We start from the raw sequence: 13,799 nt of genomic DNA, 5'->3' as shown, positions 1-13,799 counted from the left end.
GCCACCGGGGGGGGGGGGGAGCCGGTCGAACCGTGCAGATACAGACGGTCTTCGACACGGCCGTAGAGGGTGGGAAGGACGACCGGGGCGCCGTCGCGCACAAAGCCCAGGTGGCAGACGTATCCCGCATCGAGGATCGCGTGCACCGTGGCCTCGTCGTACGCCGCGCGCTCGCGGGAGCGGGTGGGCGTGGTGCGCTCGGTCGGCGCGAAGGACTTCGCCTGCGTCATTGCGATCTCCATTGCACTAGTGCATAATAAAGTTTGTGCTAGGAGAGTATCGGATCGAAGGGCGGCGCGCATCGGAGATTGCCGCCAGTGTCGAGCGCGCTGTCGGTGCGGGCGAGCTCCAACCAGGCGAAGTGCTGCCGCCACTCAGGGAGTTGGCGGTCTATCTCGAGGTCAATCCCAATACGGTCGCAGCCGCGTATCGCACGCTCCGTGACCGCGGAGTGATCGAAACCGCGGGCCGCCGCGGCAGCCGGGTGCGCCCGCGTCCCGCCAGCACCTCGCGCGAGGCGCTGCGCGTCGAGGTGCCACCGGGCGTCCGGGACGCCTCCGACGGAAACCCCGACCCGGCGCTGTTCCCCTCGCTGGAAGAGCCGCTGGCGGAGGCCGCCGCGCGCAGCGCACGGCGCCCCGTGCTCTACGGCATGCCCGCCGTCGACGAGGACTTGGCGGCCCTGGCCCGCTCGGCCTTCGACCGCGACGGGGTGGCCGAGGGGCCGGTGGCCGTCGCCAGCGGATCGCTCGACGCCATCGAGCGCGTGCTCGCCGCGCATCTGCGGCCCGGTGACGCGGTGGCCGTGGAAGACCCCGGGTGGGGCAGCCTGCTGGACCTGATCCCGGCTCTTGGGCTCCGCCCCGTGCCGGTCGGCGTGGACGACGACGGTCCGCTCCCCGAGCGGCTGGCGCCGGCGCTCGCCGAAGGGGTCCGCGCGGTCGTCGTCACCGACCGAGCGCAGAACCCCACGGGTGCCGCCATCAGCGGACCCCGCGCCACCGAACTCCGCACTCTCCTGTCCGGACACCCCGATGTGCTCCTCATCGAGGACGACCACGGCCACGGAATAGTCGACCTCCCGCTGCATCCGCTCTCCGGTGCCACCGACCACTGGGTACTGGTGCGCTCGACGGCGAAGGCGTACGGCCCCGACCTGCGACTGGCGGTGCTCACCGGCGACGCCGTGACCATCGACCGGGTACGCGGACGCCAGCGCCTCGGTCCCGGCTGGGTCAGCCACCTCCTCCAGGACGTGGTGGTGCATCTCTGGCGGACATCCGCGGTCGACTCGCCAACGGTGGCCGGCGCATACGGCGAGCGGCGTGACGCGCTGATACGAGCCCTGGAGGAGCGCGGAGTACGGGCGCGCGGGCGCAGCGGCATGAACGTCTGGGTGCCGGTCCCGGACGAGACGGGTGCGGTGGCCCGGCTGCTGCACTCCGGCTGGGCGGTCGCACCGGGCGCGCGCTTCCGGATGCACTCGCCCCCCGGCATACGCATCACCGTTTCGGGCCTCACCGCCGACGACATCAACCCGCTCGCCGACGCGGTCGCCGCGGCGACGGGTGTGGGGGAGGCCCGGCGGTATGAGTGAGAGGGGCGCTTGACGGAGGCGGGTTCGCCCGTCGTGGCTGATGGCTGGTGCGCGATGGCTGACGTGTGATGACTGACGTGTGATGGCTGGCGCGTGATGCGTGATGCCTGGCGGATGGGGGCTGACTCCTGGCGCTCAGGGGCTTCGGATGCCTCTTGGCTCCCGGCCCTGCTGGTGTTTGTGGGCTGGGGGACGCCTTCTTGGCTCCCGCCTCCCAGCGCTTGGGGGCGCGGGGATTCCTCTTGGCTCCTGCCTCCCAGTACTTGGGGGTACGGGGATTCCTCTTGGCTCCTGTCCCCGGCCTCCCCTGCCTCCTCGCTCCTGCCGCTTGGGGGTTGGCGGGGCCGGGGTGGGGGGCTGGTGTCTGTGGGGCGGCGGTGGTGGTGGGGGTGTGGGGTGGGTGGGGGGAGGGCCCCGGGGGGAGAAGGGAAAGGGAAGCAGTCGCTGTCCTACGTGCCGCGGGGCTTGCTCTGGGTGAGGGCGGCGCCGGCGAGGACGATGAGGGCGCCTACGGGGGTGTTCCAGGCAAGGTGCTCGTTGAGCAGGGCCACGCCCGAGGCGGTGGCGATGACGGGGATGAAGTAGGTGACCATCTGAGCTGTGGTGGGCCCGACCTCGGCGACCAGGCCGTACTGCAGGAGGAACGCCACGCCGGTGCCCAGGGCGCCGAGAGCGAAGACGGCGAGCAGCGGGACGACCGGGTACGCCGTCGGCAGCGGGGTGAACAGCGGGGTGACCACGGCGAGTTGGAGGGTGGCGAGCAGCAGCTGGGTGCTGGACATGGCGAGGTGCGAGTGCTGACCGCCGCCCAGGGTGCGGCGGACATAGATCCAGCCGATGGGGTAGCTGAGGGAGGCGCCCAGTGCCATCGCGGTGCCCGTCAGATCCGTACCGGCGAAGCCCTGCCACGCGCCGAGGACGGTGAGTACGCCAAGGAAGCCGATGCCCAGACCGGCGACCCGGCGGCGCGTGGGGCGGTCCTCGGAGAGCGCGACGACCGAGAGTGCCATGCCCCACAGCGGTGAGGTGGCGTTGCAGATGCTGGCCAGCGTGGAGGGGATGGTCAGCTCGGAGTAGGCGAAGAGGGAGAACGGCAGCGCGTTGAGGAGGAACGCGGCGACCGTGAGATGACCCCAGGTCCGCGCCGACCGCGGAAGCCGTTCGCGCTTGATCACCAGGATCGCCAGCAGCGCCAGCGCCCCGAACGCCACCCTGCCCAGTGTGACCTGCAGCGGCGAGAAGCCCTCGGTGCCCACCTTGATGAAGAGGAAGCTGAAGCCCCAGACCAGGCAGAGGAAGGCGAACCGGATCTGCCAGCCGAAAGCCCGCCGACGGGTGCGTTCGCCACCAGGGGCGGTATCGGCGGCGGTTGCCGCGGTGGTCCTGGCGGGAGGGGCTGGGGTGCGGCTGGAGGCGGTGGGTGTGCCCGCGGCGGTGCTCATGACGTCCACGATGCGGGGCGCAAATGCGTAGCACAAGAGAGAATTCGTGGCAGGTATCGCTTAGCATTGCTTACATGTTGAACCTTGATCGCCTGCGGACGTTGTCCGCGATCGCCCGGCACGGTTCGGTGAGTGCGGCGGCCGACGGATTGCATGTGACGACCTCGGCGGTCTCGCAGCAGATCGCCAAGCTGGAGCGGGAGACCGGTCAGCAGCTGCTGGCCAAGAACGGGCGCGGGGTGCGGCTCACCGACGCCGGACGGCTACTCGCCGATCATGCCGGGCGCATCCTCTCCCAGGTCGAGCTGGCGCAGGCCGATCTGGAGGCGCATCGTGGCCAGGCGGTGGGTGAGCTGCGGCTGGGCGCGTTCCCCACTGCGGCGCGCGGCCTCTTTCCGGCCGCCCTGGTCTCGCTCCACGCCGAACACCCGCAGCTCCGTCCGCGGTTGACGGAGCTGGAGCCGGACGAGTCGGTCCGGGGTGTGGTCCGTGGCGACCTCGATCTGGCGGTCGTACTGGATTGGTACAACCGGCCGCTGTCACTGCCCGACGGGCTGGCCAAGGCTCCGCTGCTCGACGATCCCGCCGATGTGGCGATGCCGTCGGACCATCCGCTGGCCGGACGGCGGTCGGTGGAGCTGGAGGACTTCGCGGACGATGAATGGATCTCCTGGCCGCAGGGGGAGTTCTGCCATGACTGGCTGATGTTCACCCTGCGCGGCAGGGGAGTCGAGCCGCGGATCGCGCATATGGCCGAGGAGCATCACACCCAACTCGCCCTGATCGCTGCCGGGTTGGGCGTCGCGGTAGCCCCGCGACTGGGGCGTGGGCCGGTGCCCGCGGGGGTGAGTGTGGTGCCCGTACGGCATACGATGCGCCGCCATGTCTACGCCATCTGGCGCGCGGACGCCGACCGTCGCCCCTCGATCCGTGCCGCCGTGCGAGCGCTGCGGAGGGCAGGGGAGAGCATCGGGGTGGAGATGGGGGCCACAGGCGCCTGAGAAGCGGGATTTGTCCCCTGTCTGTCCTGTCTGTCCTGTCTGTCCTGTCTGTCCTGGCTCCCGTCTCTCCCGTCTTTCCCGTCGTTTTCCTGGTCGGCTGCCGGTCCTCGGCCCTGGTCCCAAAGCGGCCCCGGCGGCCCCCAGCCCCAGCCCCGGCTCCGGTCAAAGACGGCCCCCAGCCCGCCCCCGGACCTCCTACCGCCAGCCCCCGCCCTCACCTCCCGCCGACGATCTCGCGGATGATGCGCAGTTCCAGCAAGTCCTGGGGGCGGATGCGGAGTTGGTCGGCGGTCTCCTGGATCTGGTGAGTGCCGCGTTTGAGGATGGCGGCGGCCAGTTCCGGGGCGATCACCGAGAAGTAGCTGTCCGGGGTGGCCCAGAGGCGGTCCGGTGCGGCGAGGGCCAGGGCGCCGCCCGATCCGCCCTCACCGATGAGGAGCGAGGTGACCGGCACGCGGGCGGAGGCCAGCGCGGCGAACGTGTCGGCGATGGCGGCGCCGGCGCCCGAGCGTTCCGCGTCCGCGTCGTTGGCGGCGCCCGGGGTGTCCACCAGGGTGAGGACCGGGATAGCGAGCCGGTCCGCGAGCCGGATCAGGCGGGTCGCCGTACGGAACCCCGCCGGTCGGGTGGCCGTGCCGCACTGGGCCGCGAATGCGATGGTCCGGCCGGCGTGGTGGCCGAATCCGCACCGTATGCCAGGGTCGCGACCGCCGCAGCGGTCGCCGCTGATCTCCTCCTGGTCGTCGAAGTACGCGTCCAGATACGACTGGGCGCGCGGCCGACGGGCATCGCGGGCGCGGTCCACCGCGTCCCAGCCGGTTTCCGGGAGGCCGGCCGTGCCCAGGGCATACGGGACGGGGGCCGGCTCGGCGGACTCCGCGGGCAACCCTCCTGCTCCGCCGAGGAGTTGGAGCCAGCGTTGCAGTGCGGTGCGGAGCCGGTCGGCCGGGACCACGGCGTCGACCTGGCCGGCGGCGAACTGCCCCTCGGCACAGTACGCGGCGGGGTCGGCGCCCTGGGGGCGTACCCGTGAGCCCGCGAAGCCGACCTGGGCCCTGGGCAGTGCCAGGATCACATCGGCTCCGGCGCCGAGCGTCGCCCAGCCGCCGCCGGTCGTCGGATCGCGCAGTACGGCGATCTGCGGGAGCCCCGCGGCGTGGTTCAGCGCCGACTGCCGGGCCACACGCTGGAGTTGCATCAGGGCGCGCATGCCTTCCTGCATGCGGCTGCCGCCCGTGGCGATCAGCGACACGAGTGGCAGCCGCTGCTCGCGGGCCCGGGTGTAGGCGGCCTCCAGCCGGTCGCCGGTGCGTTCGCCGAGCGATCCGCCCAGGAAGCCGAACTCGAAGGAGAGCACGATGGCTTCGACGCCGCCTATCGTGCCGCGTGCGATGATCACCGACTCGTCCTCGCCGGTCCGGGCCCGGGCGCGCTCCCGCGAGGCGTCGTAGCCGCGCCAGCCGAGCGGGCCGTCCTCCTTCGGGAGGTGCCACGGCGCACCGGGCGGGCGCGTGGCCGTGGGGGACGGGGTTGCCCCGGACACTCCGGGCGCCCGAGGGCCGTCGCCGCCGTCCTCGGTCAGTCCCATATCCGCATCCAGCTCCACATACGCATCCGTGACGGCCGCCAGGGCTTGACGGGCCGTCAGCCGCTGGCTGGGCAGGGGCGGTGCCGTGTTCTCAGGCATGGAGCTCTCGCTTCAGCACTTTGCCCATGTCATTGCGGGGCAGTGCCGCCACGAAGTGGACGGTGCGTGGTCGTTTGTGGGGGGCGAGTTGGCGGGCGACGTGGTCGGCGAGTTCCTCGGCGGTGGGCGGGGGGCCGGAGTCGGGGCCGCTTTCGGTGACGACCCAGGCGACGATCCGTTCGCCGAGGTCCTCGTCCGGGGCGCCGGTGACGGCGGCCTCGGCGACTCCCGGGTGCGCCAGGAGGGCGTTCTCGATCTCGCCGGCGCCGATCTTGTAGCCACCGCTCTTGATCAGGTCGGTGGCCTTGCGGCCGACGATGCGGTAGTTCCCGGCGGCGTCACGGACGGCCATGTCGCCCGTACGGAACCAGCCGCCGTCGAAGGCGGCGTCGGTGGCGTCGGGGCGGTTCAGGTACTCGGAGAAGAGGTTCGGGCCGCGGACCTGGATTTCGCCCACGGTCTCGCCGTCGCTCGCCTCGATGGCGCCGCCCGCGTCGTCGACGAGCCGGACATACACCCCTGGGAGCGGCACCCCGACCGTGCCGGTGGCGTCCGGACCGTCCGTCCGCACGCTGGTGTTCATCAGCGTCTCGGTCATGCCGTAGCGCTCGATCACCCGCCGTCCGGTGGCGGCCGTGAGCCGCGCGTGGTCGGTGAGCGGCAGTGCCGCGGAGCCGGAGACCAGCAGCCGGGCACGGCCCAGCGCCTTGGCGAGCACCGGGTCCTGGCCGGCGTCGAGCGCCAGGCGGTGGTACATCGTCGGTACGCCGAACAGCATCGTGCCGTCCGCGGACAGCTCCCGGGCGACCGCCGCGGTGCTGAAGCGCCCCAGGTGGTGGACGCTGCCGCCGCGCCGCAGCGGACCGAGGACGCCCAGGATCAGGCCGTGGACGTGGAACAGCGGCAGGGCGTGCACCAGGACGTCGTCGGCGGTCCACTGCCAGGCGTCCTCCAGGGCGTCGAGGGTGTGCGCGACGGCGCGCCGCGGGAGGACGACGCCCTTGGGCGGGCCGGTCGTACCGGAGGTGTAGACGATCAGCGCCGGGGTCTCGTCGCTCGGCTCCGGCGGGAGCGGGGCCGGCACGGCATCCTCGGCCACGTCGGCGATCTCGACGTCGAGGCGGGGCAGCGCGGCGAGCGGGCCCGGCAGGTCGGCGCCCGGCTCGGCGAGCACGAGGGACGGCGTGCTGTCCGCCACGATGTGGGCCAGCTCGCGCTCGCCGATCTTGGGGTTCACCGGGACCGCGGCGACTCCGGCGAGCAGCGCGGCCACCACGCCGACGGCGGTCTCCAGCGTCGGTGTCGCCCAGATCGCGATGCGGGTCGCGCCGCCCGCCCGGCTCCGCTCGCCGATCCGGTCGGCGAGCGGGCCGGCCACCGCGGCCAGTTGGCGATGGCTCAGCGCGCGGTCGCCGAAGCGCAGCGCCGGGGCGGGCGAGCCGTCGCGCAGTGCGGGGAAGAGCACGTTCACCGGATCTCCTTCGTCCTCGTCGGAGCCCGGCCGCCGCGGCCGGAGCTGCCCCGCCCCGCACGCATCGCCGAGCGGAGCGGGCTGACGTACCCACTCTCGCAGAGACCACTGACAATGCGATCACCGCGGGGCCGACGGGACGGCCGGTGCGCCGCTGCCGCGCGCCCTCAGCCCGGGATCTTGCGGAAGTCCCAGGACACCACGGACTCCGGCACCAGGCGCAGCCAGGCGTGCCGACCGTCGTGCGGCATCTCCGCCATCCCGAAGTACTTCCCGGCGAACAGCCGCTCCGGAGCGGCCAGTTCCGGACAGGGATCGCCGCGCCGCGGGGCCTCGCCGACGAACTCCGCGCGGCCGGTCAGCTCGGCGCCGCGCAGCTCCCCGTATTCCTGCCCGTCGTCGACCAGCACCGAGGTCCGCGGATCCTTGCGCAGCTGCGCCCACCGCTTGCTGCGGGTGATCGAATACAGCCACAGTGCCGTCCCGTCCCAGGCGAACCACAGCGCGCCGACATGTGGCGAGCCGTCCCCGCCGACCGTGGCGACCCGGCAGGTCCGCTGCGCGGCCAGGAACGCGTCCAGTTCGGTGGGGGTCATCCTGATCCGGCGCCCGCGCCGCTGTGTGTCGGTCATCCGCACTGCCCTCCATCGCACCTGAAAGCTGTCAGGAAGCATGGGGGCTCTTCCTAACGGGCGCAATGGTGGATAGCCTCGCCCGTCTTCGACCCACCCGCCGCAGCCGCGCAGGCGCCGGGGCCGGATCGCCCGCGCCGCGGGCGCGGCCCTGCCCGCGTCCGTGGACGCCTGCGCCGACGCATCCGTGGACGCTGGTGCGCGCGTCCGCAGAAGGGACTGGCCATGCCTTCGGACACCCGGCTCATCGAGCAGCTGAACCCGGCCTCCACGGTGCTGCTCACCGTCGAGTGCCAGCGCGGCGTGGTCGGTACGGACAGCGCGCTGCCCGAACTGGCCGAGGCGGCCCGCACATCGGGAGCGCTGACGAACACCGCCCGCCTGGTGGCGGCGGCGCACGACGCAGGTGTCCAGGTACTGCACGCGGTCGCCGAACGGCGCCCCGACGGCCGCGGGGCCAGCCGCAACGCGCGGCTCTTCACGGCGGCCGAGCGGCTGCCCGTGCAGCAGATCGCCGGGTCCACCGCGGTGCGGATCGCCGACCCGATACCGGTGTCGGAGGGCGACCTGGTGGTGCGCAGACTGCACGGGCTCTCCCCGATCGCCGGAACCGAAGTCGACGCGCTGCTGCGCAACTTCGGGTGCCGCACGCTCGTCGTGACCGGGGTCTCGGCGAATGTGGCGATCCCCAACGCGGTGTTCGACGCGGTCAACCTGGGCTATGTGGCGGTGGTGCCCGCGGACGCCATCGCGGGGGTGCCCGCCGAGTACACCCCCGCGATGGTCCGCAACACCCTCGCCCTTGTGGCCACCGTCACCACGACCGACGAGGTGCGCGGCTGCTGGCAGCGACCGCGCCGCGCCCGCTGACCAGGGAGGGCCGCGGCGCCCTCGGACGAACGGCCGGCCGTGCCGCGCGCCGGGGCGCCCCGTGCTCACTCCCCGGTGGACCGCTTCCCCGCCTCGTTCTCCCGGGCTCGCAGCGCCTCGGTCAGGAAGTCCCGCTGTACGTGGAGCAGGTTCTCGGTGATCGCCTCGTCGGCCGGCAGATGGGTGGCGCCGGGCAGCGGCAGTACGGTGTGCGGCCGGCCCGCCGCCAGCAGTTCGGCCGAGAAGCGCAGGGTGTGCGCGGCGGCCACGTTGTCGTCCGCGAGGCCGTGGATGAGCAGCAGCGGGCGGCGCAGCAGGTGGCCGTGCCCGGTCAGCGAGGAGCGCGCGTAGTCCTCCGGGTGGGTTCCGGGGTGGCCCAGGAACCGCTCCTTCCAGTGGGTGTCGTACATCCGCTGGTCGGTGGGCGGGGCTCCGGCGACCGCCGCGTGGAAGACGTCGGGGCGGTGCAGTACGGCCGCCGCCGCGAGGAAGCCGCCGAACGACCAGCCGCGGATCGCCACCCGCTCCAGGTCCAGATCGGGGAAGCGTGCCCCGGCGGCCTGAAGGGCCGCCACCTGGTCCTCCAGGGCGGGCCGCAACAGGTCGCCGTGCACGGCCTTCTCCCAGGCCGGCCCGCGCCCCGGAGTGCCGCGCCCGTCGGCCACCAGGACCGCGAAGCCCTGCTCGGCGAACCACTGGGAGACACAGGCGAACCACCCCCGGGCCCGTACCGCGAGCTGCATCGCCGGGCCGCCGTAGGGGTCGAGCAGTACGGGCAGCCGCCCGGCGCCCTCCTTGTGCCACGACGGGAGGTAGAGGGCCGCCCGCAACGCGCGTTCCCCGAGGGCGAGATGGACCGGGCGGGGGACGACCGCCGGCTCCTCGGCGAGCGAGGCGATGCCCTCGTAGGAGGCGGGCTCCGGCGCCCCGTCCCGTAGGACGACGACCTCGTCGCCGCGCGGCGTCAGTCCCGCCACGACGGCCGTCCCGCCGCGCTCCGCCCCCGTGTGGCGTCCCGGCCCCCGGCTCAGCCGCCGGTTGCCGGTGCCGGGCTCATGGCGCCACACGTGGGTCTCCTCGGGGTCCTCGCTCGCGGTGAACAGCACGCTCTCCCCCTCGACGCCGAGGACCTCGCGCAGTTGCAGTCCGGCCGGGGTGACCCGCCGGCCGCCGACGGTCAGCCGGCGGGTCCCGCCGTCGTCCTCCGGGAGCACCAGGGCGCCGGAGGCGGTACGGGCCGGGGTGCCGGGCACGACCTCCACCCAGGCGGGATCGGTCCGCTCGTGCAGCACCTCGGTGCCGCCGGTCGCCGGATCGACCGCCAGCGTCCGGAGCACGCGCTGGTCACGGCTCTGGACGGCGATCAGCGGGCCGTGCGCGTCCCACCGGGCGTCGACGAGGTACTCGTACGCCGCGCGGTCCCAGGTCACCTCGGTCCGCTCGCCGTCCACGGCGAGCAGGTGCAGGGTGACCTCCGCGTTGGCGGTGCCCGCCGACGGGTAGCGGAGCACCTGCGGGGGCCGCGCCGGGTCGGCCGGATCGGCGAGGTAACGCCGTTCCACGGGCGAGGTGTCCACCCTGGCCACGAGAAGGCGGCGGCTGTCCGGTGCCCACCAGTAGCCGCGCGTCCGGCCCATCGACTCGGCGGCGACGTACTCGGCGAGCCCGTAGGAGACCTCCGGGCCCTCGGCCCGTGCCAACTGCCGGTCGCTGCCGTCCAGTCCGACGACATGGACGGACCGGCCGCTCACATACGCGATCAGCCGCCCGTCCGGGGACGGGCGCGGGTCGACCACCGGCCCGGCCGCCGGCACCGGGAACGGCGCGCCGCCGTCCGTACGCACCGCCCACAGCGCCCCGGAGAGTGCGAACGCCACGACACGCGCGGCGTCGTCGGCCGCGTACTCCACCACGCCCGCGGTGCGATCGCGGGCCCGCTCCCGCCGCAGCCGCTCCTCCTCGGGTATGTCCTCGGAACCCGTGCCCACCAGGACCGCCGGATCGGCCAGCAGCCGTTCCGCGCCGTCCTCGTACTGCCACAGCCGTCCTACGGGATCGCTGCCCGACCCCGTACGGACGAAGAGCACCCGCCGGCCGTCCGGGGAGATGCCGAACTGCCGGGGCACGCCGAGGGAGAAGCGTCGGGTACGGGCGAACTGCCGGGGGAATTCCGCTGCGTTGGTGGTGCCGGAGCCGTTCTGTGGACGCCGTGTGGTCCGTGTGGTCGCTTCCACGGTGTGGTCCTCCTGGGGCCGGTGAGGTCGGTTGTCCATGACATCGGTTTGGGCAGGAAAAAGCCCAACGGCACAGGGCCGTTGGGCTTCGGGAATACAGGTGGAGCGCGCTTGCCTGCGCAGGTCGCAGAGCGCGAGCTGCGCCGGAACGCGGGGGTCGCACGGAGGGGATGCCGTCGGCCGGGGCGACGCGCTCGCGTTCGGCTCGGCTCCGTTCGGCTCAACTCATCGCCGCGCCCCCCAGGAATAAGGTATACCCCGGAAGCATCGCCGCCCGCCTGCCTATTTATTCCTCGGCTCGCTGGGTGACGGCCGCCTCGGTGCGGTCGCCCAGGAACTCGTACCAGCGGCGCTCCAGGCAGACATAGCGCACATCGGCTTCCACGAGGCCGAGGAAGCCGGTCACCGTTTCGGCCAGCCGCTCGTGCAGCCCGGAGTCGAGGAGCGTGCCGTCCTCGGCGAAGGCCGAGTAGCAGTTGGCGAGGCTGAACATGTCCGGGTAGACGCGGGTGCCGAGGTGCTCCAGCGGGACCCGCAGCGTCCACAGCCCGCGGTTGCCGCCGACCAACGACGGCGAGGCGGAGACCAGCATCGCGTGCTTGGTCTTGAACGGCTGCGGCCGGACCCGCGAGACCCAGTCGATCGCGTTCTTCAGCACTCCTGGTACCGAGCCGTTGTACTCGGGGGAGGAGATGACGAAGGCATCGCACCGCTCCAGCCGTTCGCGCAGCGCGAGGGCGCCCGGCGGCAGCCCTTCGGCGACCTCCACGTCGCCGTCGTACATCGGCATGGCGAAGTCGCGCATGGTGGCGTGGTCGACGGTCGCGCCCGTGTCGGCGATCAGCCGGGCGACGAGGGAGGCGAGCCGGGCGTTGGCCGACTCGGCCCGCAGCGAGGCGCCGAAGACCAGTAACCGCAGCGGGCCGGGGCGGTCGTCCGAGGGCATGGAGGCGTCCTTCCGTCGCGGGGCGGCGCCCGGCGGACCGGCGCCCCGCGGACCATTCTGATCGCGCTCCGGCAGCCGTGCTACAGGGCCTGGGCCCTCCGGATGAGTGCCCCGGGCCCGGCGCCGCTGCCCGGTCGGCCGCTCCCAGGCCGGGACGTGCCGGCGGCTCCCGCCGGTGAACGGTCCCCCGTCCGGTCGCCGCACCGCTCCCGCAGCCGCAGCACGGCGAGCTGCGCCATCAGGTCGAGCTCGGCCGGCCACCCGGAACGGAACGCGGCCGGCACCCGGGGACGTGCGTGTGGGCGGGCGCGCCGGACGTGCGGACCGCCGGCAGCGGGGCGGTCGCTGCGGGGGTGCTCGTGCCTCGCCGAAAACCCTTGGATCGCACCCCTGGTGTGCCGGTTAACCTGGGGAAATGTTGACCGAAGTCGTTGCGACCCGCTACGTCACGCCGTTGCGCGAGGGCGGATCGCTGCCGGGGATCGTCGAGGGGGACGATCTCGGCACCTACATCATGGAGTTGTCCAGGCACCTCCCTTGACCTGCGGCGTTGCGACTAAGCAGGTCGCTGACCTGCGTGTATGGTCCTTTCACCGTCTTTCAGGCTCGTGCTGGTTTATGCAGCTGATTCTCCCCACGCGCTCCCCAGCGGCTGTGATACTCCCCAGATTCTCCCCAGGAAGCTCCACGACCATGGCCGGAATTGAGGTGCGGGAGCCACCATTGCTGCTGGCACGCTCGGTGATCGCCGTCATACGCAAAGCAGGGAGGCGGTGACGGCGTGAGTGCTGCGACCGACGCGTAGTACGCGGCGTGGGAATGCGGTGGCCCGGCTCATCCTGAAGCAGGGCGGGAGCCGACGTCAGGCGCACGACGTGGTCAGCGGGTACACGATGCGGTGATCGCCTTCCGGCCCGCCACGGGAGCCGTTCCGTTGCCCTGTCGACGGAGGCGGGACGCTGGTATCAGCGGCGCTGCTATCTCCTGCAGCCCGTCAGGAACCAGGTAACGCCCAAGACCCACAGTCCCGTCTCAGGGAGTCTCCCCTCTGCCAGCCCGCCAGAAAACGATGTTGGGTCGTCCAGCCTGGTCTTCTTATCTGCCCACCGCATCGGGCGAACCACGCCATCAAATACGGCCCGGTTTTGAGGGCAGCGATGCGCTGGTAGGCGCTGGGGTAGCGGGTATCCGTATTTCGAGAACTCAACCTTGACGTCCGATACCCGCCGGACCCAGCCGTCCATGGCGAGCATGCTGGGTCACATGGTCAACGCGTTTGAAGGGCTCATCGATCGGTTCCTCGGGTCCAGCACCGAGTTCGAACGGAAGCTGCGAGCAGTGCGACCCGAGCAGTGGTCCTGGCCAACTCCCTGTACCGAGTGGAATGTGCGGCAGTTGGTCAACCACATGACTCGCGGAAACCTCAATTACGTGAGTCTGCTGCATGGCGGCGGCGCCGTCGATTTCCTGCGGCTGCGGGACACTGACGCGCTGGGCTCGGATCCGGTTGGTGCGTACGCCCTGTCCGTACGAGAGTGTGCCCAAGCGTTCGGGGAGACTGGTGCTCTTCAGCGGATTCTGGACTATCCCTTGGGGCCGGTGACCGGCCAGCAGGCACTTGCCGTGAGAATCACGGACAGCACTGTCCACACATGGGATCTCGCACGGGCTATCAACGTGGAGGACACCCTCGATGGCAGCCTCGTGGCGTGGATCGACGAGCATCTTGACGAGATCTACACCGGCTTGACGGAAACACCCACCGCCCTCGAAACAACTCACCGGTTCTTTGCCGCTCCCGAGGAAGTGCTCGCTCGCAACGCATCCCCACAGATGCGACTGCTGCACCGAATGGGGAGGACGCCAGCACGAGGTCACTGAGCCTCTTCGGCGATTCCGCTCAACGGTGAGCACCTTCT

General features: G+C 72.2%; 12 protein-coding genes. 5 read left to right on the top strand and 7 right to left on the bottom strand.

Annotation, left to right across the window (positions count from 1 at the left end; genetic code table 11):
- The coding region (locus RZ84_RS40680) for a pyridoxamine 5'-phosphate oxidase family protein (protein ID WP_241778015.1) at window positions 1-230 on the bottom strand (230 nt) is incomplete at its 3' end.
- Between the two features lie 35 nt (window positions 231-265).
- On the opposite strand from RZ84_RS40680, the gene RZ84_RS05345 reads away from it, so the two are divergent.
- Window positions 266-1,597 (top strand): aminotransferase class I/II-fold pyridoxal phosphate-dependent enzyme, encoded by a 1,332-nt coding sequence (locus RZ84_RS05345; RefSeq protein ID WP_043263295.1) that lies wholly within the window; start codon window positions 266-268, stop codon window positions 1,595-1,597.
- Window positions 1,598-2,046: 449 nt separating this feature from the next.
- Here the strand turns inward: RZ84_RS05345 and RZ84_RS05340 are convergent, their stop codons facing one another.
- Window positions 2,047-3,039 (bottom strand): DMT family transporter, encoded by a 993-nt coding sequence (locus RZ84_RS05340; RefSeq protein WP_043269203.1) that lies wholly within the window; start codon window positions 3,037-3,039, stop codon window positions 2,047-2,049.
- A 74-nt stretch (window positions 3,040-3,113) separates the two neighbouring features.
- On the opposite strand from RZ84_RS05340, the gene RZ84_RS05335 reads away from it, so the two are divergent.
- Window positions 3,114-4,040 carry a LysR family transcriptional regulator gene (locus RZ84_RS05335; protein ID WP_043263294.1) on the top strand — a complete coding sequence of 309 codons (927 nt, stop codon included), beginning with the start codon at window positions 3,114-3,116 and terminating at the stop codon, window positions 4,038-4,040.
- A gap of 214 nt (window positions 4,041-4,254) precedes the next feature.
- Here the strand turns inward: RZ84_RS05335 and RZ84_RS05330 are convergent, their stop codons facing one another.
- The 3 genes from RZ84_RS05330 to RZ84_RS05320 all read right to left on the bottom strand — a co-directional run bounded on the left by RZ84_RS05330 (window position 4,255) and on the right by RZ84_RS05320 (window position 7,830).
- Window positions 4,255-5,727, bottom strand: coding sequence for a carboxyl transferase domain-containing protein (locus tag RZ84_RS05330; protein ID WP_241777595.1), 1,473 nt, complete (start codon window positions 5,725-5,727; stop codon window positions 4,255-4,257).
- Window positions 5,720-7,198 carry an acyl-CoA synthetase gene (locus RZ84_RS05325; protein WP_043263293.1) on the bottom strand — a complete coding sequence of 493 codons (1,479 nt, stop codon included), beginning with the start codon at window positions 7,196-7,198 and terminating at the stop codon, window positions 5,720-5,722. The genes RZ84_RS05330 and RZ84_RS05325 overlap by 8 nt, the downstream gene beginning before the upstream one ends.
- 167 nt (window positions 7,199-7,365) lie before the next feature.
- The gene (locus RZ84_RS05320) at window positions 7,366-7,830 is read right to left on the bottom strand and encodes a pyridoxamine 5'-phosphate oxidase family protein (RefSeq protein WP_043263292.1); all 465 of its coding nucleotides are present in this window, start codon (window positions 7,828-7,830) and stop codon (window positions 7,366-7,368) included.
- A 225-nt stretch (window positions 7,831-8,055) separates the two neighbouring features.
- On the opposite strand from RZ84_RS05320, the gene RZ84_RS05315 reads away from it, so the two are divergent.
- Window positions 8,056-8,700 (top strand): cysteine hydrolase family protein, encoded by a 645-nt coding sequence (locus tag RZ84_RS05315; RefSeq protein WP_043263291.1) that lies wholly within the window; start codon window positions 8,056-8,058, stop codon window positions 8,698-8,700.
- A gap of 65 nt (window positions 8,701-8,765) precedes the next feature.
- On the opposite strand, the gene RZ84_RS05310 is transcribed toward RZ84_RS05315, so the two are convergent.
- Window positions 8,766-10,934: a S9 family peptidase gene (locus tag RZ84_RS05310; protein ID WP_043269201.1), complete on the bottom strand. Its 2,169-nt coding sequence runs from the start codon at window positions 10,932-10,934 to the stop codon at window positions 8,766-8,768.
- A gap of 286 nt (window positions 10,935-11,220) precedes the next feature.
- Complete coding sequence (locus RZ84_RS05305; RefSeq protein WP_043263290.1) at window positions 11,221-11,880, bottom strand: NADPH-dependent FMN reductase; 660 nt, start codon at window positions 11,878-11,880, stop codon at window positions 11,221-11,223.
- A gap of 415 nt (window positions 11,881-12,295) precedes the next feature.
- Here RZ84_RS05305 and RZ84_RS42255 point away from each other — a divergent pair, with 415 nt between their 5' ends.
- Both RZ84_RS42255 and RZ84_RS05300 read left to right on the top strand, forming a co-directional pair.
- Window positions 12,296-12,421, top strand: a complete 126-nt coding sequence (locus tag RZ84_RS42255) for a hypothetical protein (protein WP_277816911.1) — start codon at window positions 12,296-12,298, stop codon at window positions 12,419-12,421.
- Between the two features lie 701 nt (window positions 12,422-13,122).
- Window positions 13,123-13,761, top strand: coding sequence for a TIGR03086 family metal-binding protein (locus RZ84_RS05300; protein WP_241777594.1), 639 nt, complete (start codon window positions 13,123-13,125; stop codon window positions 13,759-13,761).
- Window positions 13,762-13,799: the final 38 nt, after the last annotated feature.

The sequence above is a fragment of the Streptomyces sp. CT34 genome, from assembly GCF_000805335.1.
Lineage (GTDB): Bacteria > Actinomycetota > Actinomycetes > Streptomycetales > Streptomycetaceae > Streptomyces.
The sequence above is the reverse complement of the archived record's forward strand: the minus strand, read 5'-3'. Positions and strand labels throughout refer to the sequence as shown.

Excerpts from the sequence above, each read along its gene's own strand:
- RZ84_RS05340 (WP_043269203.1), bottom strand. The coding sequence starts at position 3,039 with ATGAGCACCGCCGCGGGCACACCCACCGCCTCCAGCCGCACCCCAGCC.
- RZ84_RS05335 (WP_043263294.1), top strand. The coding sequence starts at position 3,114 with ATGTTGAACCTTGATCGCCTGCGGACGTTGTCCGCGATCGCCCGGCAC.
- RZ84_RS05330 (WP_241777595.1), bottom strand. The coding sequence starts at position 5,727 with ATGCCTGAGAACACGGCACCGCCCCTGCCCAGCCAGCGGCTGACGGCC.
- RZ84_RS05320 (WP_043263292.1), bottom strand. The coding sequence starts at position 7,830 with ATGACCGACACACAGCGGCGCGGGCGCCGGATCAGGATGACCCCCACC.
- RZ84_RS05315 (WP_043263291.1), top strand. The coding sequence starts at position 8,056 with ATGCCTTCGGACACCCGGCTCATCGAGCAGCTGAACCCGGCCTCCACG.
- RZ84_RS05305 (WP_043263290.1), bottom strand. The coding sequence starts at position 11,880 with ATGCCCTCGGACGACCGCCCCGGCCCGCTGCGGTTACTGGTCTTCGGC.
- RZ84_RS42255 (WP_277816911.1), top strand. The coding sequence starts at position 12,296 with ATGTTGACCGAAGTCGTTGCGACCCGCTACGTCACGCCGTTGCGCGAG.
- RZ84_RS05300 (WP_241777594.1), top strand. The coding sequence starts at position 13,123 with ATGGCGAGCATGCTGGGTCACATGGTCAACGCGTTTGAAGGGCTCATC.